Consider the following 26,689-nt stretch of genomic DNA (forward strand, 5'->3'; position numbering starts at 1 on the left):
CCCACTGACCAAGCCGCCTCCCGAGGCGGCTTTTTCTTGCATTTCGTGAGGTACTTCCCGTGACACCCGCAACTGCCCAGCAAGGGGCTGCCGGCGTGGCCAATGCCGTCGCCGAGAGCGTCCAGTATCAAGGCCGCAAGGCCAGTCGCCAGGGCAGCGAGCAGCGCCGCCAGCAGATCCTCGACGCCGCCATGCGCATCGTCGTGCGTGATGGTGTGCGCGGCGTGCGGCATCGCGCTGTGGCCGCCGAGGCCGGTGTGCCCCTGTCGGCCACCACCTATTACTTCAAGGACATCGAGGACCTGCTCACCGACAGCTTCGCCCAGTACGTCGAGCGCAGCGCCGCCTACATGGCCAAGCTGTGGGCCAACACCGAAGGGGTGTTGCGTCATCTGCTCGCCCAGGGCGATTGCAGCGCCTTGTCACGGGCGCGTCTGGCCGACGAAGTGGCGCGCATGACCGCTGACTATGTCAGCCGTCAATTGCTCAACCGCCGCGACTTCCTGCTGGCCGAACAGGCGTTCCGCCAGGAGGCGCTGCTGTGTCCGCGTCTGGCCGAACTGGTGCGTGCCCATGAGCAGATCCTGCTGCATGGTGCGCGGCAGATGCTCGAGGTGGTCGGCTCGCGTCAGCCGCAACAGGACGCCCTGGTGTTGACGGCCATCATCGAGCAGATGGAATATCAGGGCCTGCTCGATGCGCCCGATGCCCAGGCCGACGAGCAGATGCTCGCTATCCTGACCCGCTATCTGCACTTGGTGCTGGCTGCGGTGTAAGGCGTAGCCGATTTCTTCAAGGAGAACCCGATGAAAGCCTGGCGTGTGCTGTTGCTGACCCTGTCGTTCCTGCTGCTGGGCGGATGCCTGGTGACGTTCGACGAACCGCTGGCGGCGCACCAGGCGGCGCCCAAGGGCCTGGTGGGTCACTGGAGCAGCAAGGATGCCTGGGGCCAGCCGCTGCAGTTGACCATCAGCCGCACGGTTGGCGACACCTACAAGGCGGTGGCCCGCACCCAGGGCAAGGCGCCACAGTCCTACGACTTCACCGTGTCGCGCCATGGCAACCGCTGGTATCTGTCGGCGGCGGTGCCCAAGTCCTTGGGTGGCCACTATGTGATCGGCGGCTTCGAGCTGATCGATGGCAAACAGTTGGTGGTCTACAACCTGGACGTGGAACAGATGCAGCAGGCCGTGGACAAGCAGGAACTCAGTGGTCGCCGCACCGAGGTGCCGCAAGACAACGGCGCGGGTGTGTCGATCGACAGTTCGGCCGAGCGCGTTCTGGCGTACCTGGACGACCCGGCCAACTCCGACCTGTTCGTGGAAGCGGCGCGGTTCCAGCGGGCCAGCAAATAAACCTGCCGGACGCTATGCGGCTGAAGCGTTCGCTATTGGCCTCAAAGCTATAGCCCGGCACGGCCAGCGTTTTTCAGAAAGGAGTTCCCGGTGGACGATTATCAACAGACCATCCGCGCGCTGTCCGACCGTATCGTCGCCGCCCAGACCCCGATAAGGGTGCTGGATGCGGTGAAGTGGGACGACGGCATTCGTCAGGGCTTCTACAAGACCAAGGGCAAGGAACCGCCGGCGGTGGATCGCGCCTACTATCAAAGCCGGCCGCTGTCGTTCGACTCCAGCGCGGTGAAAGCCGAATTCCAGAGCATCGAGCGCGACATCACCCGCCAGCTCGGCCAGTTCAACCCAGTCGGGCAGATCATGCGACGCATGTGCAAGGAGTACCGCATGGTGGTGCGCATGCTCGAAGCGCGCGGCACCGAGGACTTCGGCCTGATCTCCCAGGAGCTGTACGGCGCCGCGTCCGATGCCTTCCACGCGGGTGACCCGACCCTGGCCGACCTGGGGCTGATGCTTTCGGATTACCTGAACAACATCGACGGGCGCGGCGATCTCAAGGACGAGCCGAAGAACCTCACGGCCAAGGAAGCGGTGGAAATTCTCCAGCGTCGCCTGAACAAGGTGTTCGGCGAGGCGGAAGAAACCATTCGCGTGTTCGAGTCCGACGGTATCGTCGCCGATGCCGCGGCGGGTGCCGACTACATCAAGGTGCGCAGCGACGCCCTGTTCAACAGCCGGGACGTGCGGGCGCTGGAGGTGCATGAAGGGCTGGTGCATGTCGGCACCACCCTCAATGGCCTCAACCAGCCCATCTGCACCTTCCTCTCCAAAGGCCCGCCATCGTCCACCGTGACCCAGGAGGGCCTGGCCATTCTCATGGAGGTGATCGCCTTCGCCTCCTACCCTAGCCGCTTGCGCAAACTGACCAACCGTACCCGCGCCATCCACATGGTGGAGCAGGGCGCCGACTTCATGCAGGTCTACGCCTTTTTCCGCGACCAGGGCTTCGAAATGGCCGACAGCTACGGCAATGCCAGTCGCGTGTTCCGTGGTTCCGTGCCCAATGGCCTGCCATTCACCAAAGACTTGTCCTATCTCAAGGGCTTCATCATGGTCTACAACTACATTCAGTTGGCCGTGAGGAAGGGCAAGCTGGAGCAGATCCCGCTGCTGTTCTGCGGCAAGACCACGCTGGAAGACATGCGCACGTTGCGTCAATTGGTCGAAGAGGGCCTGGTGGCGCCACCGAAGTACCTTCCCGAGCAGTTCCGCGACCTCAACGCGCTGTCGGCCTGGATGTGTTTCTCCAACTTCCTCAACCACCTGAGCCTCGATCGCATTGAAGCCGACTACGCCAACATTCTCTGAGCGCTGCCGTACGCTGTTGCTGGGGCTCGGGCTGGTGTGCCTGGCCGGTTGCAGCAGTCTGCTGTTCTACCCCGAGCCCGGTCAGCCGTTCACGCCAGAGCGTGCGCAGTTGCCGTACCGCGACGTGACGCTGACGGCGCGCGATGGCACGCGCTTGCATGGCTGGTGGTTACCGGCCAAAGCCGGCGTCGCGGTGAAGGGTACGGTGCTGCACCTGCATGGCAATGGCGGCAACCTGGCCTGGCACCTGGGCGGTAGCTACTGGCTGCCCGAGCAGGGCTACCAGGTGCTGATGCTCGACTACCGGGGCTATGGCCTCTCTGCCGGCAAGCCTACGCTGCCGGCGGTGTACCAGGACATCGAAGCCGCTTTGGATTGGCTGGGGCAGGCGCCCGAGGTGCAAGGCAAGCCGCTGGTGTTGCTGGGCCAGAGCCTGGGAGGGGCCATGGCCATCCATTATCTGGCCGAACACCCCCAGCAACGCCAGCGCTTCAGCGCCCTTGTGTTCGACGGCGTACCGGCCAGCTACCGCGATGTCGGGCGCTTTGCCTTGAGCACCTCGTGGATGACCTGGCCGCTGCAGGTGCCGCTGTCCTGGCTGGTACCCGACGGCGACAGCGCGATCCGTTCCATCGAGCGTCTGGACAGCCCACCGAAGCTGTTCTTCCACAGCATCGACGACAACCTGGTGCCGATGGCCAACGGCATCCGCCTGTACCAGCACGCACCGCCGCCGCGCGTGTTGCAACTGACCCGGGGCGATCATGTGCAGACTTTCGCCGACCCGACCTGGCGTCAGGTGATGCTGCGTTTTCTCGACGATCCCAGCCATTTCAACGGCCTGCGCCGATTGGCGGAAGTGCCGAACTACCCTGACGAGAACCACCCGCAATGAGTGAAGAACGCAACGCCATCCCCCTGATCCTGACCGGCGTAGGCACCATCATCGTCACCGTGGGGGCCTTGTGGTACTACGGTTACCTGCACTTCGCCAAGCCTGAAGACGCGCTGCTGCTGCAGGACTACACCATGCTCAAGACCATCCCGGGCGAAGACTACAAGGTATCGCTGGAGCCCTCGCCGCAATTGGCGCAGTGCGTCGACGGCGTGCTGGTGCTGTTCGATACCCAGCAGAAGGGCCTGACGGGCGTGCTGGTGGACAACCGCAAGCGGGCGATCCGCTGCATGGGTCAGGACACGCCGCAACAGGTGCAATAAAACCTGCAGGCATGAAAAAACCCGCCATCGAGGCGGGTTTTTTCATATTACCGAGCAGACGCTATCAACGGATGGTCGAACGCGGCGCTACCGGTTGGTTGTCGTTGGAGATGGTGACTTCCACGCGACGGTTCTGGGCACGGCCAGAATTGCTGGAGTTGTCCGCAACCGGATACTCCTTGCCGTAACCCTGGGCGACGATGCGCGCTGGGTCGATGCCGGCACGTACCAGCGCCATGCGCACGCTGTTGGCGCGACGCTCGGACAGGCTCTGGTTGTAGCTCTGCGAACCGACGCTGTCGGTGTAGCCTTCGACGATCACCTTACGCTCCGGGTTTTCCTGGAGGAAAGTGGCCAGGGTAGTGATGTTCGGCAGGGCGCTGCTCTTGAGCTCAGCCTTGTTGAAGTCGAACAGCACGTCGCCGAAGGTCACCAGGGTGCCGCGGTCGGTCTGCTTGGCGTTGAGCTTGTCCTGCAGAGCTTTGATCTGCGCGTCGCGGGCGTCCAGCTTGGCCTGGGCGCGCTGGGCGGCGGCGTTCTTCAGGTCAGCTTCGGCGGTACGCAGGGCGATGGTCTGCTTGGCCACTTCGACACGCTGGTTGGTCAGATAGGCCAGTTGGTCGACCTTCTTCTCGTCTTCGCGGTCCATGTAGGCCTTGTCGGCCTTGTTCAGCCAGTCCTGGGCGTCCTTGGTTTCCAGCGCCGCGACTTTGCTCGCCTGCGGATCGCTCTGCAGCGACGAGAAGTTGGTGCGAGCCGATTCCAGGTTGGCGTTCGGGTCGTGCGAGCACGCAGCCAGGCCAACGCTCAGGGCCAGAAGGGCGGGGATCATTACATAGTTGCGCATAGTGTTCATCCTTTGATCGATAACGAAGGCAGGTGGGCGGTCAGGCAGGCCTTACTGGGCGCTGCGCAGGCCTTCCTCACGCACGTCATTGACGCCTTGGCGGGCATCCTGAACGGCCTTCTGGGCCTTGGCTGCCTGGGCCTTGCGCTCGGCGACGCGGGCGTCCCACTCGGCCTGTTCGGCCAGGCGCTTGGCTTCGTCGTACTTCTTGTCATGCATGGCGATTTCAGCCTGCTTGAACTTGTCCTGCGCAGATTTCATCTCGACTGCGGCGTACTCGGTGCCGCCAGCGCTGACCGCAGAGTTCACGGCGGACTGGGTCACGGCGTACTGTTCGGTCGGCGGATTGCCAGCACAGCCGGCCAGGACCAGGCTGCTGCCCAGGGCCAGCGCGGCCAGTTTCAGCCCGCGCAGTGAGTTGGACGGGAAGTTTGCGGTGCGGGTCTTCATGGTGGTCAACTCCATTGGAACACTCCTGATAACGATGTCCGTGACAGTCCATCGCTCCCTGACATCACATAGGCTTGTGCCGGTGCACCAAACACCATGGGCGCAGGGTTTTTGCGTGATGGCTATTGGCTCCGACTTGAGCGATTCAAGAATAGTTCAGAAAAAACTTAGCTAGGCAATGCATCTTTTTCTGACTGATCGGTCAGCCCATATCAGCCTCTCTTAGAGGCTCATCGCTCCTGCCACGGCGCGGTCTGTGTTGAGAACCGCGGCAGGTTGCAATAGTTGCATTGGCGTGGCGTCGCTTGTCTTGACGGGCTGTCGTGGGCACTCTTGGCGGATCGACCGGGATGCTGGCGCGGGTTGACCGCGCGATCTAAGGAGAGCCAATGACCGATATCGATGTGCGCTTGCGTGAAGATGTCCACCTGCTGGGTGAGCTGCTCGGGGAAACCATTCGCCAGCAGCATGGCGAAGGTTTTTTGCAGAAGATCGAGGACATTCGCCACAGTGCCAAGGCCGATCGCCGCGGTGCGGGCGAGCAATTGAGTTCCACCCTTGCCGATCTGGCCGATGACGACCTGTTGCCGGTGGCCCGTGCGTTCAACCAGTTCCTCAACCTGGCCAACATCGCCGAGCAGTACCAGCTGATCCATCGGCGCGGTGCCGAGCAGCAGGCGCCGTTCGAAGACCGCGCCTTGCCGGAACTGCTGGCACGGCTGCGCCAGGCCGGGCATGACGATCAGAGCCTGGCCCGGCAGTTGGCCGAACTGGACATCCAGTTGGTGCTGACGGCGCACCCCACCGAAGTGGCGCGGCGCACCTTGATCCAGAAGTACGATGCGATTGCCGCCCAACTCGCCGCCCAGGACCACCGCGACCTCACGCCCGCCGAGCGCCAGCGGATTCGTGAGCGGTTGCGCCGCCTCATCGCCGAGGCCTGGCATACCGAGGAGATCCGTCGTACCCGGCCCACCCCGGTCGATGAAGCCAAGTGGGGCTTTGCAGTGATCGAGCACTCGCTGTGGCAGGCCATTCCCAACCACCTGCGCAAGGTCGACCAGGCCTTGTTCGACGCCACCGGCCAGCGGCTGCCGCTGAGCGCCGCGCCGATCCGCTTCGCCTCATGGATGGGCGGTGACCGCGACGGCAACCCCAACGTCACCGCGCCTGTAACCCGTGAGGTACTGCTGTTGGCGCGCTGGATGGCGGCTGACCTGTTCCTGCGCGACATCGATGCGCTGGCGGCGGATTTGTCCATGCAGCAGGCCAGCGCCGCGCTGCGTGAAGTGGTCGGTGACAGCGCCGAGCCCTATCGCGCGGTGCTCAAGCAACTGCGCGATCGCCTGCGCGCCACCCGCGCCTGGGCCCATGCCTCCTTGGCCGGGCCACAGCCTGCTTCGGCACAGGTGCTGGGCAACAACCGCGAACTGATCGAGCCCCTCGAGCGATGCCATCAGTCGCTGCATGACTGCGGCATGGGCGTGATCGCCGACGGCCCGCTGCTTGACTGTCTGCGCCGGGCGGTGACCTTTGGCCTGTTCCTGGTGCGCCTGGACGTGCGCCAGGACGCAGCCCGACACCGCGATGCACTGTCGGAAATCACCGACTACCTGGGGCTGGGACGCTACGCCGACTGGGACGAAGAGCAGCGCATCGCCTTCCTGCAAGCCGAACTGGCCAATCGTCGACCCCTGCTGCCTGACTATTTCCAGCCCGAGGCGGACACCGCCGAGGTGCTGGCGACCTGTCGCGAGATCGCGGCGGCGCCCGCTGCCTCGCTGGGCTCCTACGTGATTTCCATGGCCGGTGCGGCCTCCGATGTGTTGGCAGTGCAATTGCTGTTGAAGGAAGCCGGACTGACCCGGCCCATGCGCGTGGTGCCGCTGTTCGAGACCCTGGCCGATCTGGACAACGCCGGCCCGGTGATGGAGCGCCTGCTCGGTTTGCCCGGTTATCGCGACACGCTGCACGGTCCGCAGGAAGTGATGATCGGCTATTCCGACTCGGCCAAGGACGCCGGCACCACGGCGGCGGCCTGGGCGCAGTACCGCGCACAGGAAAACCTGGTACGGATCTGTCGTGAACATGAGGTCGAATTGCTGCTGTTCCATGGCCGCGGCGGCACCGTCGGGCGTGGCGGTGGTCCTGCCCACGCGGCGATCCTGTCGCAGCCCCCGGGCTCGGTGGCCGGACGCTTCCGGACCACCGAGCAGGGCGAAATGATCCGCTTCAAGTTCGGCCTGCCGGGCATCGCCGAACAGAACCTCAACCTGTATCTGGCGGCGGTGCTGGAGGCGACCTTGCTGCCGCCTCCGCCGCCGGAGCCCGCCTGGCGCGAGGTGATGGACCAGATGGCCGCCGACGGCGTGCAGGCCTACCGCGCGGTGGTGCGCGAGAACCCGGATTTCGTCGAGTATTTCCGGCAGTCCACGCCCGAGCAGGAACTGGGACGTCTGCCGTTGGGTAGCCGGCCTGCCAAGCGCCGCGCCGGGGGCATCGAGAGTCTGCGGGCGATCCCGTGGATCTTCGGCTGGACCCAGACACGGCTGATGCTGCCGGCCTGGCTGGGCTGGGAAAGCGCATTGAGCAACGCACTGGCCCGGGGGCAGGGTGACCTGCTGACGCAGATGCGTGCGCAGTGGCCGTTCTTCCGTACGCGTATCGACATGCTGGAGATGGTCTTGGCCAAGGCCGATGCGGAAATCGCCAAAGCCTACGACGAACGTCTGGTGCAACCGCAACTGCTGGCGTTGGGGTCGCATCTGCGCGACCTATTGTCGCAGTCGTGCCAGGTGGTGCTGAGCCTGACCGGCCAGCCGGTGCTACTGGCCCACAGTCCCGAGACCCTGGAATTCATCAGCTTGCGCAACACCTACCTGGACCCCCTGCATCGCCTGCAGGCGGAACTGCTGGCCCGCTCGCGGGTGCGCGAAGCCGCTCTGGATAGCCCATTGGAGCAGGCCCTGCTGGTCACCGTGGCCGGCATTGCGGCGGGTTTGCGCAACACCGGCTGAGGTGCCGAGGCACCGTCGAATGCGCGCAAGCGACGGTGTCTTGCAAGGCGGTGCGGGGTGCGGTTGCGAGGGGCGCAACCCGCACTGAAAAGGGGCGTGGCACGCCGGTCCGTGCCACTTTCGCACGCTTGTCTGGCTGACGGGCGCTGTGTATCTTGAGCAGCCTTTTGACCGATCTTCCGGTCTATCCGATTTTCCGGACTTGGCCCTGAACCGCCGAATCCACTGTTTTGCTATAAAAAAATATGAGGAGCACAAGATGCGCGTAATTCTGCTGGGAGCTCCCGGGGCCGGTAAAGGTACTCAGGCAAAGTTCATCACCGAAAAGTTCGGTATTCCGCAAATCTCCACGGGCGACATGCTGCGTGCCGCGGTCAAGGCCGGTACCCCGCTGGGCCTGGAGTTGAAGAAAGTCATGGATGCCGGTCAACTGGTCTCCGACGAACTCATCATCGGTCTGGTCAAGGAGCGCATCGCTCAGCCAGATTGCAAAAATGGCTGCCTGTTCGATGGCTTCCCGCGGACCATCCCGCAGGCTGAAGCCATGGTCGCGGCAGGCGTGGACATCGATGCCGTGGTGGAAATCGCCGTGGACGACGAAGAGATCGTCGGGCGCATGGCCGGTCGCCGCGTTCACCTGGCCTCGGGTCGCACCTACCACATTCAGTACAACCCGCCGAAGGTCGAGGGCAAGGACGACGTCACGGGCGAGGAGCTGATCCAGCGCGACGACGACAAGGAAGAGACCGTGCGTCATCGCCTGTCGGTCTATCACACCCAGACCAAACCGCTGGTGGACTTCTATCAGAAGCTGTCCGCCGCGAATGACGGCAAGCCCAAGTACGCCCATATCGCAGGTGTCGGCTCGGTCGAGTCGATCACCGCCAAGGTACTGCAAGCCCTGAGCTGATCGTCCCTTGCAGTGCACCACGGCCCGCTTGCGGGCCGTAGGCGTTTATACTGCCGGCCTTTTCCCTTTCGCCTTTGGATACACGCTCGATGACCACCCTGCTGGCCCTGGATACCGCCACCGAAGCCTGTTCCGTCGCCCTGCTGCATGACGGCCAGGTGACCAGCCACTACGAGGTGATTCCGCGCCAGCATGCGCAGAAGCTGCTGCCGATGATCAAGCAATTACTGGCTGACGCCGGGGTGGCCCTGAACGCAGTGGACGCCATCGCCTTCGGTCGCGGGCCGGGCGCTTTCACCGGCGTGCGCATCGCCATTGGCGTGGTCCAAGGCCTGGCATTCGCCCTGCAGCGTCCGGTGCTGCCGGTGTCCAACCTGGCGGCGCTGGCCCAGGGCGCGTTGCGTCAGCACGGCGTGCAGCAGGTGGCGGCGGCCATCGATGCGCGTATGGACGAGGTGTACTGGGGCTGCTATCAGGCCCAGGGGGACGAAATGCGTCTGCTGGCACCGGAGCGCGTGATTGCCCCTGAACAGGTGGTGTTGCCTCAGGGCGGTCAGTGGTTTGGCGCCGGCACCGGCTGGGGCTACGGCGAGCGACTGGCGGTTCAGGTGGCCAGCCACGACGCCCGGGCCTTGCCCCATGCCCAGGACATCCTCAGCCTCGCCGCGCATGCCTGGGCGCGCGGCGAAGCGGTGGCCGCCGACCAGGCGCAGCCGGTGTATCTGCGTGACAACGTGGCCACACCAAAGGCGCGCTGAGTGCAATTCGTCGGCTATTGCGGTTCGAGATAAACATTTGGCAAAAACTGTGGTCCAGTTATCACGGCCGCGTTGGTGATGGATACCGGATGCTGCTAGATTGCCATTACTGTTTCTGAGTATGCCCTCATGCGCATCGACGGATTCTCCTCACAGCCGTACCCGGTCAAGCGCCCCCCGCGCAAGGGACCGGTGCGCGACGAGTCGATCGAAGACGCGCAGCTCGTCGAGGACGACGATGAAGCGGTGCAGGTCGCCCGCGCCCAGCGCCGCAGCGCCGGCCTGCCGGCCCGTCAACAGGACATGATCTTCCCTCGGGCGCGTGATCGTCGCACCGCGACCGCCTTGGCCAGCTACCTGAGCACCGCTGGCTTCAGCGACTGGGAGATGGAAGTGCTGGGGCTCGACCTGTACATTTGAGCGATGAGCCCATCGCCACTGCCTTACCACCTCGGATGCCCGTCCTGGAGCGAAAACGCCTGGCGCGAGTACCTCTACCCCGTCGATTCGCGATCCCCACAGTTTCTCGGGCTGTACTGCCAGGTATTCAACGCTGTCGAGGGTAACACCACCTTCTATGCCCGCCCTGCACCCGCCACGGTCGAGCGCTGGGCGCAGTCGATGCCTGCAGGCTTCCGCTTCACCGCCAAGTTTCCCCGCGAGGTCAGCCACTGCGACGATCTGCGTCAGCAACTGGACTCGGCCGCCGACTTCACTCGCCTGCTGGCGCCGCTGGGCGAACGGGTATCGCCTTACTGGCTGCAACTGCCGGCATCCTTCGGCCCGGGACGTCTGGCCGAACTGAGCCAGTTCCTCGACGACATCGGCGTGCCCGTAGCGGTGGAGGTGCGCAACGATGCGTTTTTCGCCCGAGGCGACGAAGAACGGCTGCTCAATCGGCTGTTGCACGCGCGCGGAGTGGAGCGTATCTGTCTGGATTCGCGGGCATTGTTCAGTTGCACGTCGCGCTCGCCCGAGGTGCTGCACGCGCAGTCGAAGAAACCCAAGGTGCCGCCTCGGCCAGCAGCGTTCAGTCAGCATCCGCAGGTGCGCTTCATTGGCCATCCCGAACTGGACGCCAACGATCCATTCCTCACGCCTTGGGTGGACAAGATCGCCGAATGGATCGAGCAAGGGCGCTGCCCGTACATGTTCCTGCACACTGCCGACAACCGCCTGGCCGCCGCCCTGGCGCAGCGTTTTCACCAGCGTTTGATGACGCGCCTGCCGGGCCTGGCCGCGTTACCGGAATTGCCTCGTGCGCCTGAGGTCGAACAACTGGGACTGCTCTGACACCCCCTTTGACCCTCCCGGAGACGTGATCATGGATGTGCAAACCCTGCGAGCCGAAGCCTTCAAGGCGCTCCACGCGCGCGATGGCGCTTTCGTCATCGCCAATCCCTGGGATGCGGGCTCGGCACGAATGCTGGCGGCGCTCGGCTTCGAGGCCCTGGCCACCACCAGTGCGGGGCTGGCCTTCAGCCTGGGACGGCCGGATGCCGAAGGTGCCCTAGGCCTGGACGAAGTGCTCGACAACGCCAGGGGTATCGTCGACGCCACCGCGCTGCCCGTCTCCGCCGACCTGGAGAACGGCTTCGGCGACGCGCCGCAGGACTGCGCCAACGCCATTCTGCGCGCCGCTGAAGTGGGCCTGGTGGGCGCTTCGATCGAAGACGCCAGCGGCCGGGCCGAGGCGCCGATCTACGAGTTCGCTCTGTCGTTGGAACGAGTGCGCGCGGCGGTTCAGGCCGCGCGCAGCTTGCCGTTTGCTTTCACGCTATGTGCCCGCGCCGAGAACCTGCTACACGGGCGCATGGACCTCGATGACACCATTGGCCGTCTGCAGGCGTACGCCGAGGCCGGGGCCGATGTGGTGTACGCACCGGGACTGCGCAGCGTCGAGGAAATTCGTGCGGTGGTGCAGGCAGTCGCGCCGACGCCAGTGAACGTACTCATGGGGCTGGCGGGAGTACCGCTGGGCGTCAATCAGTTGCAGGACCTGGGCGTGCGTCGCATCAGCGTCGGTTCGTCGCTGGCGCGTGCGGCGCTGGGCGCCTTCCAGCGGGCAGCGCTGGAGATTCGTGATCAGGGCACGTTCAGCTACGCCGAACAGGCGATGCCGTTCGACGCGCTCAACGACTTGCTGCGCCGCTGACTCGCGTGCGTCTGATCGCGCTGCTGCTCGGCGCCCTGTTGCTGGTCGGCGCGCAGGCTTGGTATCTGGGCTGGCGGCCACCGGCGCCGTGGAATCCCTGGGCGCCGCTGGATGTGCGGCAGCCGCCGAACCTGCTGACCGCCTGGAAACTCTCGCGTCTGCGCGATGACCCGGCGCTTTGCCGTCAAGCGCTGGAAACCTCTGCGCTGCGTTATCGGGCACAGGCCGACAGCCCGGCCTCAGCCGGTTGTCCTTTGCGCAATGTCTGGCGTGTGGAAAGCGGTGAGGCACGCTTGAGCAGCAGTTTCATCGCCAGTTGCCCGCTGGCAGTGGCCTATGCGCTGTTCGAGATCCACGGTCTGCAGCCGGCCGCGCAGCGGGTGTTCGGGCAGCCGGTCACGCAGGTGGACCACCTGGGTAGTTTCGCTTGCCGCAATGTGTACCACCGGGCACAAGGCAGGCTCAGTCAGCACGCCACGGCAAACGCCCTGGACATCAGCGGCTTTCGTCTGAGAGATGGCCAGCGCATCGTGCTGGCGCGCGACTGGCAAGCGGGCGGAGCCAAGGCGCAGTTTCTGCGCGAGGTGCGCGATGCGGCGTGCGCCAGGTTCAGTGGCGTACTAGGGCCGGACTACAACGCCGCCCACGCCAATCACTTCCATGTGGACATGGGACGCTGGCAGGTCTGTCGCTGATTCAGGCGTAGGCGCGCACGTTGTTCAGCACCACCGGTCGCGCCCAGTGGGTATCGAATTCCAGCGCGTTCTGCTGCTGGGCCAGGGTGGACGCGTCGAAGGGTTCTGCTGCGGGCTCGAGCAACTGCGGCTCCAGCTCGGCGATCGGCAGGTGCAGCGGGCGCGGTGAGGGCGCAGGGCCTGGGACGGGAAGGGGATGGCCCTGGCTCATCACCCGTGGCCGCAGCCAACTGCCGTCGAGGTCGAGCTGGCGCTGCTGCTCGATCAGTTCGCTGGCGCTGAACGGCTCCGGCGCAGGCGGCAGCAGGTTGGCCTCCAGCTCCGCCTTGGGCAGGAATAGCGGCTCGGGCGGACGCACTTCGTGGTCCTGCACGGGCAGCGCACGCTGGATTTCGATCAAGGCCAGGGCCTTGGCACCGCCCAGGGGTTCGCCGCTATCGTGATCGTACTGGCGGGTCAGCGCCTGGCTGAAGCTGTCCTGCTCTTCCTCGGAGCGCTCGGCCATGGCGCGGGCGAAGAAGTCCTGCCACAGGTGGCTGACGCCGCCCAGGGCTTGGGAATTCTGCCGACCGTAGTTGCCGACAGGCGACAAGTAGGTCAAACCGATGGGAAGAGTTTCTGACATGGCAAGTCGCGCGCGTTGTGCTCTGGCAGAATAGCGGATAGAGCTTCTATCGGCCGTGGCCGGGGTTTCATTAATTTTTTCGAGTGCAGGTGGCATGGCAGAGCAAGGGCAGGGCGCAGGTATCAGGGTCGAGGCAATGTCGGCGCCGTTTCACAGTCAGGCGCAGGCGTGGTCGCAGCGCCTGGGCCTGCCGTTGGTGGATGACGCGGCGGCGTTCGCCCTGCAGGTCGGTGCCGAGGGGCTGCAGTTGCAGCAATTAGGGCCGCAGGCACCGGGCGCGGTGCGCGTGGACTTCGTCGAAGGTCAGGCAGCCCACCGCCGGCTGTTCGGCGGTGGCAGCGGGCAAATGATCGCCAAGGCGGTGGGCATCGCTCAGGGTGTGCGGCCGCGGGTGCTGGATGCCACGGCCGGTTTGGGCAAGGATGCCTTCGTGCTGGCCAGCCTGGGCTGCCAGATGACCCTGATCGAGCGCCAGCCGCTGATCGCAGCATTGCTCGAAGATGGTCTGGCACGAGGGCGTTCGGACGCTGAAGTGGCGTCGATCATCGAACGCATGCACCTGCTGACGGGTAACGCCATCGCGCACATGGGCGGATGGCAGGGCGAGGCGCCGCAGGTGATCTACCTCGACCCGATGTTCCCTCATCGCGACAAGAGCGCCTTGGTGAAGAAGGAAATGCGCGTGTTCCGTCCCTTGGTCGGCGACGACCTGGACGCTCCGGCGTTGCTCGAAGCGGCCCTTGCACTGGCGAGCCATCGCGTAGTGGTCAAGCGTCCGCGCAAGGCGCCGATCATCGACGGACCCAAGCCGAGTCACAGCCTGGAAGGCAAGTCCAGCCGCTATGACATCTATCCCAAGAAGGCGCTCAAGCCCCAGGCTTGATTCGACCGTGAAGCAGGGCGCGAACCGTTCAGGGCTCGCGCCGGTACGCACGCATGAACAGCGCCACCACCTCGCGCAGATGCACCTCAGCCTCTTCGCCGGCCAAGGGCGGCGCGCAACCGAGCAGCAAGCGGTAGTCCGGCGCCCCCTTGACCAGGCAGAAGAAGTGCTCCGCCGCCCTGTCGGGGCGGTCGATGGCCAGCATCGACCGTGCATCGACCTCCCGCAGCAACCCTTCCATGCCAGCCAGTACCCGCCTGGGCCCTGCCTCGTAGAAAAACTGCCCCAGTCGAGGGTCTTGGTTACCCAAGGCCATGATCAGCCGTGTCAGCTTGACCGATTCGTCATTACTGATCAGTGCCTGGAAACCACGGGCTATGCTCAGCAGGACGTCTTCGAGGGAGGCGCCCTCAGGCATCTCGAAGATCAGGTCAGGCAGTTGCGTCTGGCAGGTCGCCATGACCGCCGTGCCGAACAGCGTCTGTTTGTCGTTGAAGTGGCTGTAGACCGTGAGTTTTGAAACACCCGCCGCCGCAGCGACCGCATCCATGCTGGTGTTGGCGTAGCCAAGGCTGAGGAACAGCGACTTGGCGGCTTCGAGGATGGCGTCGCGCTTGGCGAGATCCTTGGGCCGGCCAGGGCCTGTGGGTGCGTCGATGGGCATTGCAGTCCTTGTTTGTCCGAGGTGGCGCTCATCTTACCGGGTCATGCGGTCAATACGATTTTTCTCTAGGGCAACGGCTTCCCCGGTTCGGTTCCCTGACTTAATATACCCGGCAGTTCAATTATTAGAAGCGTCCCCTGCCAGGAAGGTCCGTCATCATGTTGCGTCACGCCTCGCCTCTGTTGTCGCTCGCTTGTGTCCTGCTGCTCACTGCCTGTGGCGCGGAGGTCGCGACGCCCGTCGCCCCGCGTCCGGCGCTGGTGATTCAGCCCCAGCCTGCCGTTGCCGCTGCCGACAGCTACCCAGGAGAAGTGCGCGCCCGCTTCGAACCGGCGCTGGCGTTTCGTATTGCCGGCAAGGTGAGCAAGCGCCTGGTGGAGGAGGGGCAGCGGGTCAAGGCCGACCAGCCACTGGCTGAGTTGGACCCGCAAGACGTGCGCCTGCAACTGGATGCGAGCCGTGCCCAGTTGGCAGCGGCCGAGGCCAACCTGGCGCTGGTCCGTGCCGAGCGCGATCGCTATCAGCGCCTGATCGACCGGCAGATGGTCAGCCGCTCCCAGTACGACAACGCCGAGAACCTCTACCGGGCCGGGCTCGCTCGCCTGAAGCAGGCCAAGGCCGAGGTCGAGGTGGCCGGTAACCAGGCCGCCTACGCAGTGCTGCGTGCGCCGCAGGACGGGGTGATCGCCCAGCGTCTGGTCGAGGTCGGCCAGGTGGTGGCGCCGGGGCAGACGGTCTTCACCCTGGCTGCCGATGGCGAGCGGGAAGTGGCCATCGGCTTGCCGGAGCAGCAGTTCGCCCGTTTCGCCGTCGGCCAGCCGGTCAGCGTCGAGCTGTGGTCGCAGCCCGGCCAACGCTTCGTTGGCCGCATTCGCGAGCTGTCGCCAGCGGCCGATCCACGCTCGCGTACATTCGCCGCGCGGGTGGCGTTCGCCTCCACCTCGATCCCCGCGCAGTTGGGGCAGAGCGCCAAGGTGTACATCGCCGGCGCCGAACGCTCGCCGCTGTCGGTGCCGCTCTCGGCCGTCACTGCTGAGCAGGGACAGGCTTATGTCTGGCGAGTCGGTCGCGACCATCGGGTGCAACGCGCGTCGGTGCGCATCGGGCCTTATGGCGCCGAGAGCTTGCCGGTGCTGGCCGGGCTCGACGCGGGTGACTGGGTGGTTGCCGCCGGCGGTCATGTGTTGCGCGAGGGCCAGGAGGTGAGGCCGGTGGATCGCAGCAACCGAGGGGTAGACCTGGCGGCCAAGGAGTAAGTCGCGATGGGGTTCAATCTCTCCGCCTGGGCGTTGCGCAATCGCCAGATCGTCCTGTTCCTGATGATTCTGCTCGCAGCCATCGGTGCTGTGTCCTACACCAAGCTGGGACAGAGCGAGGATCCGCCCTTCACCTTCAAGGCCATGGTCATTCGCACCCTCTGGCCGGGCGCTACCGCCGAAGAAGTGGCCCGACAGGTCACCGAGCGCATCGAGAAGAAGCTGATGGAGACCGGCGAGTACGACAAAATCATCTCGTCCTCGCGCCCCGGTGAATCCCAGGTCACCTTCATGGCCCGTGACTCGCTGCATTCGGCCGACATCCCGGCGCTGTGGTATCAGGTCCGCAAGAAGATCGCGGACATCCGCCACACCTTGCCGCCCGAGGTTCAGGGACCGTTCTTCAACGACGAGTTCGGTACCACCTTCGGCAACATCTATGCGCTCAGTGGCGAGGGCTTCGACTACGCCGTGCTCAAGGACTATGCCGATCGCATCCAGATCCAGTTGCAGCGGGTCAAGGACGTGGGCAAGGTCGAATTGCTCGGCTTGCAGGACGAAAAGATCTGGATCGAGCTGTCCAACACCAAGCTGGCCACTCTGGGCCTGTCGCTGGCTGCCGTGCAACAGGCACTTCAGGAGCAGAACGCGGTGAGCACCGCAGGCTTCTTCGAAACGCCCAGCGAGCGCCTGCAACTGCGGGTCAGCGGGCGCTTCGACAGTGTCGAGCAGATCCGCCAGTTCCCCCTGCGGGTGGGCGAGCGCACGCTGCGCATCGGCGACGTGGCCGACGTGCACCGGGGGTTCAATGACCCGCCCGCACCGCGCATGCGCTTCATGGGCGAGAATGCCATCGGCCTGGCGGTGTCGATGAAGGACGGCGGCGACATTTTGGTGCTGGGCAAGGCGTTGCAGGCCGAGTTCACCCGGCTGGCGCAGAACCTGCCGCTGGGCATGGAGTTGCGCAAGGTCTCGGACCAGCCCGCAGCGGTCAAGGCCGGGGTGGGCAAATTCGTCCAAGTGCTGGTCGAGGCATTGGTCATCGTCCTGCTGGTCAGCTTCTTCTCCCTGGGCCTGCGCACCGGCCTGGTGGTGGCACTGGCCATTCCGCTGGTGCTGGCGATGACCTTCGCCACCATGCACTACCTCGGCATCGGCTTGCACAAGATATCCCTGGGCGCGCTGGTGCTGGCCTTGGGACTGCTGGTGGATGACGCGATCATCGCGGTGGAGATGATGGCGATCAAGATGGAGCAGGGCTTCGACCGGCTCAAGGCGGCCAGCTACGCGTGGTCCAGCACAGCCTTCCCGATGCTCACCGGCACCCTGATCACCGCAGCGGGGTTCTTGCCCATCGCCACTGCAGCCTCGAGCACTGGCGAGTACACCCGCTCGATCTTTCAGGTCGTGACCATCGCACTGCTGACTTCATGGATCGTCGCCGTGCTGTTCGTGCCCTACCTGGGTGACCGGCTGCTGCCGGACCTGGCCAAGCGGCATGCCGCACGGGGCGCTCAGCACGGTCCCGACCCCTACGCCACACCGTTCTATCGGCGCGTACGGGCGGTGGTGCAGTGGTGCGTACGCCGGCGCAAGACGGTGATCCTGCTGACCCTGGCGGCGTTCGTCGGCAGCCTGCTGTTGTTCCGCTTCGTGCCGCAGCAGTTCTTCCCGGCCTCCGCGCGCCCGGAACTGATGATCGACCTGAAGCTGGCCGAAGGCGCTTCGCTGGCCAACACCACCGAACAGGTCGAGCGCCTGGAGGCACTGCTCAAGCAGCAGCCGGGCATCGACAACTACGTGGCCTACGTCGGTACCGGCTCGCCGCGCTACTACCTGCCGCTGGACCAGCAATTGCCGGCCACCAGCTTTGCCCAGTTCGTGGTGCTGGCCAAGTCGCTCGAGGACCGCGAGGTGCTGCGCCGCTGGGCCATCGCCACGCTCGACGACGAGTTCCCGCAGTTGCGCTGGCGCGTCACGCGGCTGGAGAACGGCCCGCCGGTGGGCTACCCGGTGCAGTTCCGGGTGACCGGCGAGCACATCGACCAGGTGCGCGCCCTGGCCCGCGAAGTGGCGGCCAAGGTGCGCGACAACCCGCACCTGGTCAACGTGCACCTGGACTGGGAGGAGCCGAGCAAAGCGGTGTTCCTGGCGATCGACCAGGACCGCGCCCGCGCCCTGGGCGTGAGCACCGCGCAGTTGTCCAGCTTCCTGCAGAGCGCCTTGAGCGGCAGCACGGTGAGCCAGTACCGCGAAGACAACGAACTGATCGAGATCTTGGTGCGCGGCACCGCCGAGACGCGTCGCGACCTGGGCAGCCTGTCCAGCCTCGCGGTGCCTACCGACAACGGCCGCAGCGTGGCGCTGTCACAGATCGCCACCTTGGAATATGGCTTCGAAGAGGGCGTGATCTGGCACCGCAATCGCCTGCCGACGGTCACCGTGCGCGGTGATATCTATGGTAAGGAGCAGCCCGACAGCCTGGTCCGGCAGATTCTGCCGACCTTGCAGTCAGTACGTGAGCACCTCCCGGACGGCTACCTGCTGGAGGTCGGCGGCACGGTCGAGGACGCCGAGCGCGGCCAGCGTTCGGTGAATGCCGGCATGCCGTTGTTCATCGTGGTGGTGCTGACCCTGCTGATGGTCCAGCTGCGCAGTTTCTCGCGTACGCTGATGGTGTTCCTCACCGCGCCCTTGGGGCTGATCGGCGTGACCCTGTTCCTGCTGGTGTTCCGCCAGCCGTTCGGTTTCGTGGCGATGCTCGGCACCATCGCGCTGGCCGGCATGATCATGCGCAACTCGGTGATCCTGGTGGACCAGATCGAGCAGGACATCGCCGCCGGCCTGGACCGCTGGCAGGCGATCATCGAGGCCACCGTACGTCGTTTCCGGCCCATCGTGCTGACGGCGCTGGCAGCGGTGCTGGCGATGATCCCGCTGTCGCGCAGCGTGTTCTACGGGCCGATGGCCGTGGCGATCATGGGCGGGCTGATCGTCGCCACGGCGCTGACGCTGCTGTTCCTGCCGGCGTTGTATGCCGCGTGGTTCAGGGTCAAGAAAGGCGACTGAGCGTGATGCCGCTTGAAGGGGATCGATGCAGTGCGCTCACACCGCCGCGATCTCATCGGCGGTCAGCAGTCTGAAAGCACCGGGCGCCAGGTCCGGGTCCAGCGTGATCGGGCCCATGCGCTCTCGGTGCAGGGCGATCACCTTGTTGTCGAAGTGCCCGAACATGCGCTTGACCTGGTGATAGCGCCCTTCGACGATCGCCAGTCGTGCGCTGCGCGGACCGAGGATCTCGAGCTGAGCGGGCAGGGTGGTGAGGTCTTCGAACGCGAAATACAGGCCGGCGCGGAAGGTCTCGATGTAGTGCGCACCGATCTCGTCTTCGGTCTGCACGTGGTAGACCTTGGGCAGCTTGGTCTGCGGTTGGGTCAGGCGTCGCGACCACTGGCCGTCGTTGGTCAACAGCATCAGGCCGGTGGTGTTGTAGTCCAGACGCCCGGCGATGTGCAGGTCGTCACGCAGTTGCGGGGGCAGTAACTCCAGCACGGTGGGGTGTTGCGGATCGCGTGTGGCGCTGACGCACCCGGCGGGCTTGTTGAGCATCAGGTAACGCGCTGCGCGTCCCGCCTGCAAGACCTGCTCGGCCACTTCGACCTGGCTGAATTCGCGCACTTCATGGCGCGGATCGGTGACCGTCAGACCGTCCACGCGCACGCTGCGTTGCGCCAGCAGGATACGCACCTGTTGGCGATTGTACTGGGGAAAGTTGGCCAGAAACCGGTCCACGCGCATGGCGGCGCTCAGTCGTGTTGCCGCGTGGCCGCGGCCTTGAGTTGCTCATCCACCGCAGCGCAGCGCGGGCACAGGCAGGATCGGTTGCGCAGCTCGGCGGGCAGGGCTTGGAGCAGCGCAGGATCGATGCTGACGCTGTAGCACCAGCAGGCCTGGGTAGCGCTGCGGGGGTCGGCCAGTGCGCACTGGTTGGCGGCGCCACAGGCGGGGCAGCGTTGAGGGTCGTGCATGAGCGGGTCCGCGAAATCGTGTCTGGGGGCAGGCAGGCGCGCAGTATAGCGGCTACAGGCCGTGCCTCGCAGTGGCGTCATGCTTCAGGGACTGGCTCGCAGGCCGGACGGTTGCTCCAGGTCGGCCAGCGGATGTGCGCCCTCCCACACGGGGCTGAAGTGCGCCTGGACGACCGCCCCCGGCACCTGGCCGACGTCCGGCCAATGCCAGCGCGGCTGCTGGTCCTTGTCGATCAAGCGTGCGCGCACGCCTTCGCTGAATTCCGGGTGCCGACAGCAGTTCAGGCTCATGGCGTACTCCATCTGGAACACCTGGGCCAGCGACAAGGTGCGGGCGCGCCGCAGTTGCTCCCAGAGCAGATGGCCAGTCAACGGGCAGCCCTGCTGCACGCGTTCGCCCGCGGCAGCCAGCAGCGGATCGGCGTGGCCTTGCAAGCCGCACACTGCACGCCAGGCCGCCACCGGATCGCAGACATCGAGCAAGGCGTCGATCTGCGCCCGACGCGGCAACCATTGCGGCTCGGGCAGCTCGGCGCGAGCCCGGTGCTGCTCGGCCCGCAGCAGGCTGCACAGCTGCAGTTCGGTCTGTTCCTGCCAGTTCAGTTGCAGCAACTCGTCGATCAGCGCGTCCTGCTGCCCTTCGCCGAGAAAGCGGTCGGCCAGGCCCAGGTCGAGGGCGTCGCGGGCGTTGATCGGCGAGCCGGTCAGGCCCAGAAACAGTCCCAGCTTGCCCGGCAGTCGACTGAGGAACCCACTGGCCCCGACATCCGGGTACAGGCCAATGCTCACCTCCGGCATCGCCAGGCGCGTACTGGGCGTGACGATGCGCAAGTTGGCACCCTGCAACAGGCCCATGCCGCCCCCTAGCACATGGCCGTGCCCCCAGCACAGCAGCGGCTTGGGGTAGGTGTGCAGCAGATGATCGAGACGGTACTCGCGTTCAAAGAAGGTCGCGGCCAGCGGCGGTACGCCGCCGGGCGACTCGCGGCAGGCCTGGGCCAGGGCGCGGACGTCGCCGCCGGCACAGAAGGCCTTGGCACCGTTGCCGCGCAGCAGCACGCAGACCACCCCCGGATCGTTCGCCCACTCGCGCAGGCGCGTGTCGAGCGCCTCGATCATGGGCAGGGTGAGGGCGTTGAGGGTCTTGGCGGCATCCAGTGTGGCGATGCCGAGACGGGCGCCATCGGCGCCGGTGAGTAGCTCGCAGTGAATCGACATGAACCACCTCGCGCGAATCGTCGCTCAAGTATGGCTGGCCTGGCCGATCCTGCTGGTCATCGGTCGGAGCGATTGACAAGCCGGCACGGCTTTCCTAGTGTCGCGCCTCACCGATTCAGGATGGCACCATGACCGACGACGATCGCATCAAGCTCGAACCCAGCTGGAAGGCCGCGCTGCGCGCCGAGTTCGACAAGCCCTACATGCATCAGTTGCGCGAATTTCTGCGCGGCGAATACGCTGCCGGCAAGCAGATCTATCCGCCCGGTCCGCTGATCTTCAATGCCCTCAACAGCACGCCGCTGGAGCAGGTCAAGGTGGTGATCCTCGGCCAGGACCCTTATCACGGCCCCGGCCAGGCCCATGGCCTGTGCTTCTCGGTGCAGCCCGGGGTGCCGACGCCGCCGTCGCTGGTGAACATCTACAAGGAACTGCAACGCGACCTGAATCTGCCGATCCCCACGCATGGCTACCTGCAGAGCTGGGCCGAACAGGGCGTGCTGCTGCTCAACACCACCATGACCGTCGAGCGCGCCAACGCTGCCTCGCACGCCAAGAAGGGCTGGGAGCACTTTACCGACCGCATCATCGAGGTGGTCAGCGAGCAGTGCGAAAGCGTGGTGTTCCTGCTCTGGGGCTCGCACGCGCAGAGCAAGCAGAAGCTGATCGACGGCACCCGTCACCTGGTGCTCAAGTCGGTGCACCCTTCGCCGCTGTCGGCGTACCGCGGCTTCTTCGGCTGCGGGCATTTCAGCCGCGCCAACAGCTTCCTCGAGCAGCGCGGGCTGACACCCATCGACTGGGCCTTGCCGCCGTTGTAAGGCGCGCGGGGCTCACCCGCGTGTGCGCACCCAGTAACGGAACATCGGCTCCGCCAGGAACAGGACGAACAGCAAACGCATCACCTGCAGTGCAGTCACCAACGGCACCGACAACTGCAAGGTCTCTGCGGTCAGGCTCATCTCGGCGATGCCGCCAGGCATCATGCCCAAGGTCAGCGAACGCAGGTCCAAGTGGCTGAACAGGCTCAGCACCCAGGCCGCGCCACCGGCGATCAGCATGCACAAGGCCGTGGCCATCAGGGTGCGGACAAGGAAGGCCGGGGCGCGACGGAAGAAGGCCCGGTTGAAATGGCAGGCCAGGCCGCTGCCGATCAGCCACTGGCCGATCTGACTGGCCCCATTGGGCAGACCGATGCGCAGATCGCCCGCCAGGCTGATGCTGGCGGCTACCAGCAACGGGCCGAACAACCAGGGGTTGGGCTGGCGCAGACGCTGCCAGAGCAACGCCACGCCGATGCTCAGCGGCGCGATCAGCGCCAACCAGCCCCAACTGACGCTGCCGGCGTGATCGAGCGCCACACCGTTACCCAGCAGCAGCTTGAACAGTGCCGGCACGCACAGCACCACGGCCAGCACCCGCAGGCTCTGGGCGGCGGCCACCTGGCTGAGCAGCGCGCCATTGCGCGCACCGAGGTTGACCATCTCGCCCGAGCCGCCGGGCATGCTGGCGAAGAATGCCGTGGCGCGGTCTTCGCCGGCGCGGCGCAGCAGCCAGACGCCGAACACGCTGGACAGGGTAGTCAGCAGGGCGCCGAAAAAGATCAGGCCGAAATGGCCAGCGACCTGCTCGATCACCTCAGGGGTGAAGTGCAGGCCGATGCCGATACCAATGACCCATTGTCCGCATTTGCGGCCGTTGGGAATTTCCGACAGTTGCCAGGGTGTCAGGCAGCGCACGGCGATGATCGCCAGTAGCGAGCCGACCATCCACGGCAAAGGCCAGCCGACCTGGCTGGCGATGAAACCGCCCGTCAGGCCGACCAGCCCGGTTGCCCAGAACAGCGGCAACGACCGATCAGGCATCGGCCATGGCTCGGCGTTGCAGGCTGCGGCGGCGCCAGATACGCAACAGCGGCAGGCTCATCATGCACAGGGTCAATGCCCACACGCCCAGGCTGATCGGGCTCGACCAGAGAATGCCCAGTTCACCGTTGGAGATCGACAGCGCCCGGCGCAGGTTCTGCTCCATCAAGCCGCCGAGGATGAAGCCCAACAGGATCGGCGACAGTGGGAAATCGAGCTTGCGCAGGATGTAGCCCATGATGCCGATGCCGACCATCAGGAACAGGTCGAAGGTGGTGGCATGCACGGCGTACACGCCAATCGCGGTGATGATCGCGATCACCGGCACCAGCGCCCAGTTCGGCACGGCGAGGATACGGGTGAAGATGCGGATCATCGGGATGTTCAGGATCACCAGCATGATGTTGGCGATGAACAGCGAGGCAATCAGGCCCCAGACGATGTCCGGCTGCTGCTCGAACAGCATCGGACCTGGCGTGATGTTGTACAGGGTCAGCGCTCCGATCATCACGGCAGTAGTGCCCGAGCCTGGCACGCCGAGGGTCAGCATGGGCACCAGCGCGCCGCAGCACGAGGCGCCGATGGCGGTTTCGGGTGCGGCCAGGCCACGGGCGTCGCCTTTGCCGAAGTTGCCGCTGGTGCCAGCGATGCGTTTCTCGGTCATGTAGGCCACGGCACTGGCCAGGGTCGCGCCCGCGCCGGGCAACACGCCCATGATGAAACCGAGCAGACCACAGCGAATGTTCACCACGAACACCGAGGCCGCTTCCTTCATGTTGAACAGCATGCGTCCGGTGGCCTTGACCGCTTCGTGGCCATGGTGGGTCTTTTCCAGCAGCAGAAGAATTTCGCTGATGGAGAACAGGCCCAGCACCAGCACCACGAACTGGATGCCATCGGCCAGGTGCACGCTGTCGCCGGTGAAGCGGTACACACCACTGTTGGCATCGATGCCGACCGCTGAGAGGAACAGGCCGATCAACGCGGCGATGAAGGTCTTCAACGGCTTGTCACCGGCCATCCCGCCCAGGCAGACGATGGCGAACACCATCAGCACGAAGTACTCCGCCGGTCCGAAGGCGATCGCCCATTTCGCCAGCAGCGGTGCGAACAGCACCATGCCGCAGGTGGCGATTAGGGCGCCGATGAACGAACTCCAGGCCGACAGCGACAAGGCCACGCCGGCCAGGCCTTGGCGTGCCATGGGATAGCCGTCGAGGGTGGTCATCACGGTAGAGGCTTCGCCGGGGATGTTCAGCAGGATCGAGCTGATCCGTCCACCGTATTCGCAGCCCAGGTATACCGCCGCCAGCAGGATCAGAGCCGATTCCGGCGGCAGACCGAGGGCGAAGGCGATGGGGATCAGCAGGGCCACGCCGTTGATCGGGCCCAGGCCCGGCAGCAGGCCGACCACGGTACCGATCAGCGTGCCGCACAAGGCCGTGACCAGATTGTACGGGCTCAGCGCGACGCCGAAGCCCTGGCCCAGGTAGCTCAAAGTATCCATGTGTCAGTTCTCCAGTACGCTCAGCAGACCCAGGGGCAGGGGCACGTCCATCATCCGGTCGAACAGCCAGTACAGCAGCAGGCTCATGGCGACCACCACCACGGCGCTGTGCAGCCAACTGCCACCGTACAGGCGCGCCATGGGCACGCCGACGAGCACGGCGCTGAGGATGAAGCCGAGCGATTCGAAGGTTGCGGCGAACAGGATCAGCAGGCCGATGCAGGCGACGATCTTGGTCAGGGTTTCGCGATCCAGGGCCGGTTCATCGTCCTTGCGCACGATGGGCGTGGGGCGGATGGCCAGGTACAACAGGCCAAGCCCCATCAGACCGAGCATCAGCAGCGGGTAGGCCCGTGGGCCGACAGGTTCGTAGGAGAAAGCGGCCTGGTAGGGCCAGGCCATCACGGCCAGGGCCGCGCAGACCGCGAGCATGGCCAGGGCGAAGAGGCGTTGCAGGATCATTGCTGAGTCCTCAGTGAACGCGGAGCCTGTGGCCGCAGCGAAGGATCGCCGCGGCCACAGGAAGCGCTGAAAGGTCGTGGTGGCTTACTGGATCAGGCCGAATTCCTTGGCCAGTGTCTTGTAGTCGGCCACTTGCTTCTTGACGTAGGCGTCCAGCTCTTCGCCGGTCATGGCGAAGGGGAACAGTTCGCGCTGGTCACGCAGCTTGGCGAAGTCTTCCGAGGCCAGCAGCTTGTCGAACGACGCTTTCCACCAGTCGTATTCTTCATCGGTCACCTTCGGCCCGAGGTAGAAGCCGCGCACCACCGGCCAGACGATGTCGTAGCCCTGTTCACGGGCGGTCGGAATGTCCTTCATCTCCGGCTCGTCCAGGCGGTTTTCCGAGAACACCGCGAGGATGCGCATGTTGCCGCTCTGGATGTGCGGCATGGAGTCGGAAATATCGGTGGAACCGACCTGGATATGGCCGCCGAGCAGGGCGGTGGCGATCTCGCCGCCGCCTTCCAGGGCCACGTAACGCAGGTCGCGCGGGTTGATGCCGGCAGCCTTGGCGATCAGCGCGGTCTGCATCCAGTCCTGGCTACCGACCGTGCCACCAGAGCCGATCACCACGCTGCCTGGGTCCTTCTTCAGTGCTTTGACCAGATCGTCCAGGGTCTTGTAGGGCGAATCGCTCTTGACCGCGATGGCGCCGTAGCTGGTGCCGACGGCAGCCAGCCATTTCACGGCGTTCTCGTCGAAGCGGCCGAACTTGCCCTGGGCCAGGTTCAACAACGAGCCACTGGACCAGGCCACCAGGGTGCCGGCATCCGCCGGGCGCTGGGCGACCACGGCGTTGTAAGCCACTGCGCCGACGCCGCCGGGCATGTAGGTCACGCGCATGGGCTTGCTGAGGATCTTCTCCTGCACCAGAGCGCTCTGCGCCAGTTTGCAGGTCAGGTCGAAGCCGCCACCGGGCGAGGCCGGGGCGATGCATTCCGGGCGTTTGGGTTCGGCGGCCAGGGCGTTGCCCGCCAGCAGCAGGCAACCGGTGGCCAGGACGAGTCGGCGCAGTGAAGGGGTCATGATAGGTCTCCGTGAACGTTGTTGTTATGGGGTGTCACAGGGTCAGGCGTGTGCTGATCGGCAGGCGCACTTCATCGCCAACGGTCAGGTCGCGGTGCTTGCAGAGGAATGCTGAGGGCTGTGTTCGAGCGGGCGCGCGGGGCGAGCCTCGGGGTGCGACCGGACAGGAACCGGTTGGGATGCAGGGACGGCATCGTTGTCTGACTCCGTTTATTGTTCTTATTCGTTGCACCTTGCTGGTGCTTTATTGGGCGCGTGGAGCGACCTTGGGGCGATGCTAGGTAACGAACCTTTCGCCAACCTTTCAGCGTGAAAGGTTTGTGACCCAGGGGCTTCACAGGCT

Annotated in this window: 27 protein-coding genes; 16 read left to right on the plus strand and 11 right to left on the minus strand. The window is 65.3% G+C overall.

The features are described 5' to 3' along the window. The first annotated feature begins 59 nt into the window (after positions 1-59). From NJ69_RS01935 to NJ69_RS01955, 5 genes are all read left to right on the plus strand, one after another. Positions 60-776 (plus strand): TetR/AcrR family transcriptional regulator, encoded by a 717-nt coding sequence (locus NJ69_RS01935; RefSeq protein ID WP_039575798.1) that lies wholly within the window; start codon positions 60-62, stop codon positions 774-776. A 30-nt stretch (positions 777-806) separates the two neighbouring features. Further along, a complete protein-coding gene (locus NJ69_RS01940) occupies positions 807-1,355 on the plus strand; it encodes a hypothetical protein (RefSeq protein WP_029613477.1) in 549 nt (182 codons plus the stop codon). 90 nt (positions 1,356-1,445) lie between these two features. After that, positions 1,446-2,723, plus strand: a complete 1,278-nt coding sequence (locus NJ69_RS01945) for a flavohemoglobin expression-modulating QEGLA motif protein (RefSeq protein ID WP_039575801.1) — start codon at positions 1,446-1,448, stop codon at positions 2,721-2,723. Then, on the plus strand, positions 2,695-3,618 hold the full coding sequence (locus tag NJ69_RS01950) for an alpha/beta hydrolase (RefSeq protein ID WP_039575804.1): 924 nt from the start codon (positions 2,695-2,697) through the stop codon (positions 3,616-3,618). Before NJ69_RS01945 ends, NJ69_RS01950 begins: the two co-directional genes overlap by 29 nt. Continuing rightward, entirely contained in the window at positions 3,615-3,941 is a 327-nt protein-coding gene (locus NJ69_RS01955) for a hypothetical protein (protein WP_029613480.1), read from the plus strand. Before NJ69_RS01950 ends, NJ69_RS01955 begins: the two co-directional genes overlap by 4 nt. Positions 3,942-4,005: 64 nt before the next feature. Here the strand turns inward: NJ69_RS01955 and NJ69_RS01960 are convergent, their stop codons facing one another. Together NJ69_RS01960 and NJ69_RS01965 are read right to left on the minus strand one after the other, a co-directional pair. Beyond that, positions 4,006-4,788 carry an OmpA family protein gene (locus NJ69_RS01960; protein WP_029613481.1) on the minus strand — a complete coding sequence of 261 codons (783 nt, stop codon included), beginning with the start codon at positions 4,786-4,788 and terminating at the stop codon, positions 4,006-4,008. 51 nt (positions 4,789-4,839) lie between these two features. Then, the gene (locus NJ69_RS01965; protein WP_039575807.1) at positions 4,840-5,253 is read right to left on the minus strand and encodes a DUF4398 domain-containing protein; all 414 of its coding nucleotides are present in this window, start codon (positions 5,251-5,253) and stop codon (positions 4,840-4,842) included. A gap of 374 nt (positions 5,254-5,627) precedes the next feature. Between NJ69_RS01965 and ppc the strand changes: the two genes are divergently transcribed. The 7 genes from ppc (at position 5,628) to NJ69_RS02000 (ending at position 12,773) form a co-directional block, all read left to right on the plus strand. After that, entirely contained in the window at positions 5,628-8,255 is a 2,628-nt protein-coding gene (ppc, locus tag NJ69_RS01970; RefSeq protein WP_039575809.1) for a phosphoenolpyruvate carboxylase, read from the plus strand. A gap of 259 nt (positions 8,256-8,514) precedes the next feature. Further along, positions 8,515-9,165, plus strand: a complete 651-nt coding sequence (adk, locus tag NJ69_RS01975) for an adenylate kinase (RefSeq protein WP_039575810.1) — start codon at positions 8,515-8,517, stop codon at positions 9,163-9,165. An 89-nt stretch (positions 9,166-9,254) separates the two neighbouring features. Next, a complete protein-coding gene (gene tsaB / locus NJ69_RS01980) occupies positions 9,255-9,923 on the plus strand; it encodes a tRNA (adenosine(37)-N6)-threonylcarbamoyltransferase complex dimerization subunit type 1 TsaB (RefSeq protein WP_039575814.1) in 669 nt (222 codons plus the stop codon). Positions 9,924-10,052: 129 nt separating this feature from the next. Further along, entirely contained in the window at positions 10,053-10,343 is a 291-nt protein-coding gene (locus NJ69_RS01985) for a hypothetical protein (RefSeq protein WP_029613483.1), read from the plus strand. A 3-nt stretch (positions 10,344-10,346) separates the two neighbouring features. Next, the gene (locus tag NJ69_RS01990) at positions 10,347-11,216 is read left to right on the plus strand and encodes a DUF72 domain-containing protein (RefSeq protein WP_039575817.1); all 870 of its coding nucleotides are present in this window, start codon (positions 10,347-10,349) and stop codon (positions 11,214-11,216) included. A 31-nt stretch (positions 11,217-11,247) separates the two neighbouring features. Then, the gene (locus tag NJ69_RS01995; protein ID WP_039575819.1) at positions 11,248-12,078 is read left to right on the plus strand and encodes an isocitrate lyase/PEP mutase family protein; all 831 of its coding nucleotides are present in this window, start codon (positions 11,248-11,250) and stop codon (positions 12,076-12,078) included. A gap of 5 nt (positions 12,079-12,083) precedes the next feature. Further along, complete coding sequence (locus NJ69_RS02000) at positions 12,084-12,773, plus strand: extensin-like domain-containing protein (protein WP_039575822.1); 690 nt, start codon at positions 12,084-12,086, stop codon at positions 12,771-12,773. A 1-nt stretch (position 12,774) separates the two neighbouring features. On the opposite strand, the gene NJ69_RS02005 is transcribed toward NJ69_RS02000, so the two are convergent. Further along, positions 12,775-13,398: a hypothetical protein gene (locus NJ69_RS02005; RefSeq protein WP_029613484.1), complete on the minus strand. Its 624-nt coding sequence runs from the start codon at positions 13,396-13,398 to the stop codon at positions 12,775-12,777. A gap of 94 nt (positions 13,399-13,492) precedes the next feature. Here NJ69_RS02005 and NJ69_RS02010 point away from each other — a divergent pair, with 94 nt between their 5' ends. Continuing rightward, on the plus strand, positions 13,493-14,281 hold the full coding sequence (locus NJ69_RS02010; protein ID WP_029613485.1) for a class I SAM-dependent methyltransferase: 789 nt from the start codon (positions 13,493-13,495) through the stop codon (positions 14,279-14,281). Between the two features lie 28 nt (positions 14,282-14,309). On the opposite strand, the gene NJ69_RS02015 is transcribed toward NJ69_RS02010, so the two are convergent. Next, positions 14,310-14,945, minus strand: a complete 636-nt coding sequence (locus NJ69_RS02015; RefSeq protein ID WP_039575824.1) for a TetR/AcrR family transcriptional regulator — start codon at positions 14,943-14,945, stop codon at positions 14,310-14,312. A 158-nt stretch (positions 14,946-15,103) separates the two neighbouring features. Here NJ69_RS02015 and NJ69_RS02020 point away from each other — a divergent pair, with 158 nt between their 5' ends. Both NJ69_RS02020 and NJ69_RS02025 read left to right on the plus strand, forming a co-directional pair. After that, positions 15,104-16,201 carry an efflux RND transporter periplasmic adaptor subunit gene (locus NJ69_RS02020; RefSeq protein WP_039575826.1) on the plus strand — a complete coding sequence of 366 codons (1,098 nt, stop codon included), beginning with the start codon at positions 15,104-15,106 and terminating at the stop codon, positions 16,199-16,201. A gap of 6 nt (positions 16,202-16,207) precedes the next feature. Then, complete coding sequence (locus NJ69_RS02025; protein ID WP_039575830.1) at positions 16,208-19,270, plus strand: efflux RND transporter permease subunit; 3,063 nt, start codon at positions 16,208-16,210, stop codon at positions 19,268-19,270. A gap of 36 nt (positions 19,271-19,306) precedes the next feature. Here the strand turns inward: NJ69_RS02025 and NJ69_RS02030 are convergent, their stop codons facing one another. The 3 genes from NJ69_RS02030 to NJ69_RS02040 form a co-directional block, all read right to left on the minus strand. Beyond that, positions 19,307-19,999, minus strand: coding sequence for a pseudouridine synthase (locus NJ69_RS02030; RefSeq protein WP_039575831.1), 693 nt, complete (start codon positions 19,997-19,999; stop codon positions 19,307-19,309). An 8-nt stretch (positions 20,000-20,007) separates the two neighbouring features. Continuing rightward, positions 20,008-20,229 (minus strand): cysteine-rich CWC family protein, encoded by a 222-nt coding sequence (locus NJ69_RS02035; protein WP_039575835.1) that lies wholly within the window; start codon positions 20,227-20,229, stop codon positions 20,008-20,010. Positions 20,230-20,313: 84 nt separating this feature from the next. Then, the gene (locus NJ69_RS02040) at positions 20,314-21,447 is read right to left on the minus strand and encodes an enoyl-CoA hydratase/isomerase family protein (RefSeq protein ID WP_039575837.1); all 1,134 of its coding nucleotides are present in this window, start codon (positions 21,445-21,447) and stop codon (positions 20,314-20,316) included. A gap of 128 nt (positions 21,448-21,575) precedes the next feature. Between NJ69_RS02040 and ung the strand changes: the two genes are divergently transcribed. Next, on the plus strand, positions 21,576-22,268 hold the full coding sequence (gene ung, locus NJ69_RS02045) for a uracil-DNA glycosylase (protein WP_029613490.1): 693 nt from the start codon (positions 21,576-21,578) through the stop codon (positions 22,266-22,268). Positions 22,269-22,280: 12 nt separating this feature from the next. Here ung and NJ69_RS02050 read toward each other — a convergent pair whose 3' ends face one another. From NJ69_RS02050 to NJ69_RS02065, 4 genes are all read right to left on the minus strand, one after another. After that, positions 22,281-23,312, minus strand: coding sequence for an AbrB family transcriptional regulator (locus tag NJ69_RS02050; RefSeq protein WP_039575840.1), 1,032 nt, complete (start codon positions 23,310-23,312; stop codon positions 22,281-22,283). Further along, positions 23,305-24,819 (minus strand): tripartite tricarboxylate transporter permease, encoded by a 1,515-nt coding sequence (locus NJ69_RS02055; protein WP_039575841.1) that lies wholly within the window; start codon positions 24,817-24,819, stop codon positions 23,305-23,307. Before NJ69_RS02055 ends, NJ69_RS02050 begins: the two co-directional genes overlap by 8 nt. Before the next feature lie 3 nt (positions 24,820-24,822). Beyond that, positions 24,823-25,281: a tripartite tricarboxylate transporter TctB family protein gene (locus tag NJ69_RS02060; protein WP_029613905.1), complete on the minus strand. Its 459-nt coding sequence runs from the start codon at positions 25,279-25,281 to the stop codon at positions 24,823-24,825. Positions 25,282-25,365: 84 nt separating this feature from the next. Further along, positions 25,366-26,346 carry a Bug family tripartite tricarboxylate transporter substrate binding protein gene (locus tag NJ69_RS02065; protein WP_039575844.1) on the minus strand — a complete coding sequence of 327 codons (981 nt, stop codon included), beginning with the start codon at positions 26,344-26,346 and terminating at the stop codon, positions 25,366-25,368. Positions 26,347-26,689: the final 343 nt, after the last annotated feature.

This window comes from Pseudomonas parafulva, assembly GCF_000800255.1.
In the GTDB taxonomy this organism is placed as follows: Bacteria; Pseudomonadota; Gammaproteobacteria; order Pseudomonadales; family Pseudomonadaceae; genus Aquipseudomonas; species Aquipseudomonas boreofloridensis.

Excerpts from the sequence above, each read along its gene's own strand:
- NJ69_RS02050 (WP_039575840.1), bottom strand. The coding sequence starts at position 23,312 with ATGCCTGATCGGTCGTTGCCGCTGTTCTGGGCAACCGGGCTGGTCGGC.
- NJ69_RS01960 (WP_029613481.1), bottom strand. The coding sequence starts at position 4,788 with ATGCGCAACTATGTAATGATCCCCGCCCTTCTGGCCCTGAGCGTTGGC.
- NJ69_RS02065 (WP_039575844.1), bottom strand. The coding sequence starts at position 26,346 with ATGACCCCTTCACTGCGCCGACTCGTCCTGGCCACCGGTTGCCTGCTG.
- ung (WP_029613490.1), top strand. The coding sequence starts at position 21,576 with ATGACCGACGACGATCGCATCAAGCTCGAACCCAGCTGGAAGGCCGCG.
- NJ69_RS02040 (WP_039575837.1), bottom strand. The coding sequence starts at position 21,447 with ATGTCGATTCACTGCGAGCTACTCACCGGCGCCGATGGCGCCCGTCTC.
- NJ69_RS02020 (WP_039575826.1), top strand. The coding sequence starts at position 15,104 with ATGTTGCGTCACGCCTCGCCTCTGTTGTCGCTCGCTTGTGTCCTGCTG.
- NJ69_RS02025 (WP_039575830.1), top strand. The coding sequence starts at position 16,208 with ATGGGGTTCAATCTCTCCGCCTGGGCGTTGCGCAATCGCCAGATCGTC.
- NJ69_RS02015 (WP_039575824.1), bottom strand. The coding sequence starts at position 14,945 with ATGCCCATCGACGCACCCACAGGCCCTGGCCGGCCCAAGGATCTCGCC.
- NJ69_RS01955 (WP_029613480.1), top strand. The coding sequence starts at position 3,615 with ATGAGTGAAGAACGCAACGCCATCCCCCTGATCCTGACCGGCGTAGGC.
- NJ69_RS02035 (WP_039575835.1), bottom strand. The coding sequence starts at position 20,229 with ATGCACGACCCTCAACGCTGCCCCGCCTGTGGCGCCGCCAACCAGTGC.
- tsaB (WP_039575814.1), top strand. The coding sequence starts at position 9,255 with ATGACCACCCTGCTGGCCCTGGATACCGCCACCGAAGCCTGTTCCGTC.
- NJ69_RS01965 (WP_039575807.1), bottom strand. The coding sequence starts at position 5,253 with ATGGAGTTGACCACCATGAAGACCCGCACCGCAAACTTCCCGTCCAAC.
- adk (WP_039575810.1), top strand. The coding sequence starts at position 8,515 with ATGCGCGTAATTCTGCTGGGAGCTCCCGGGGCCGGTAAAGGTACTCAG.
- ppc (WP_039575809.1), top strand. The coding sequence starts at position 5,628 with ATGACCGATATCGATGTGCGCTTGCGTGAAGATGTCCACCTGCTGGGT.
- NJ69_RS02055 (WP_039575841.1), bottom strand. The coding sequence starts at position 24,819 with ATGGATACTTTGAGCTACCTGGGCCAGGGCTTCGGCGTCGCGCTGAGC.
- NJ69_RS02030 (WP_039575831.1), bottom strand. The coding sequence starts at position 19,999 with ATGCGCGTGGACCGGTTTCTGGCCAACTTTCCCCAGTACAATCGCCAA.
- NJ69_RS01985 (WP_029613483.1), top strand. The coding sequence starts at position 10,053 with ATGCGCATCGACGGATTCTCCTCACAGCCGTACCCGGTCAAGCGCCCC.
- NJ69_RS02005 (WP_029613484.1), bottom strand. The coding sequence starts at position 13,398 with ATGTCAGAAACTCTTCCCATCGGTTTGACCTACTTGTCGCCTGTCGGC.
- NJ69_RS02060 (WP_029613905.1), bottom strand. The coding sequence starts at position 25,281 with ATGATCCTGCAACGCCTCTTCGCCCTGGCCATGCTCGCGGTCTGCGCG.
- NJ69_RS01995 (WP_039575819.1), top strand. The coding sequence starts at position 11,248 with ATGGATGTGCAAACCCTGCGAGCCGAAGCCTTCAAGGCGCTCCACGCG.
- NJ69_RS01940 (WP_029613477.1), top strand. The coding sequence starts at position 807 with ATGAAAGCCTGGCGTGTGCTGTTGCTGACCCTGTCGTTCCTGCTGCTG.
- NJ69_RS02010 (WP_029613485.1), top strand. The coding sequence starts at position 13,493 with ATGGCAGAGCAAGGGCAGGGCGCAGGTATCAGGGTCGAGGCAATGTCG.
- NJ69_RS01990 (WP_039575817.1), top strand. The coding sequence starts at position 10,347 with ATGAGCCCATCGCCACTGCCTTACCACCTCGGATGCCCGTCCTGGAGC.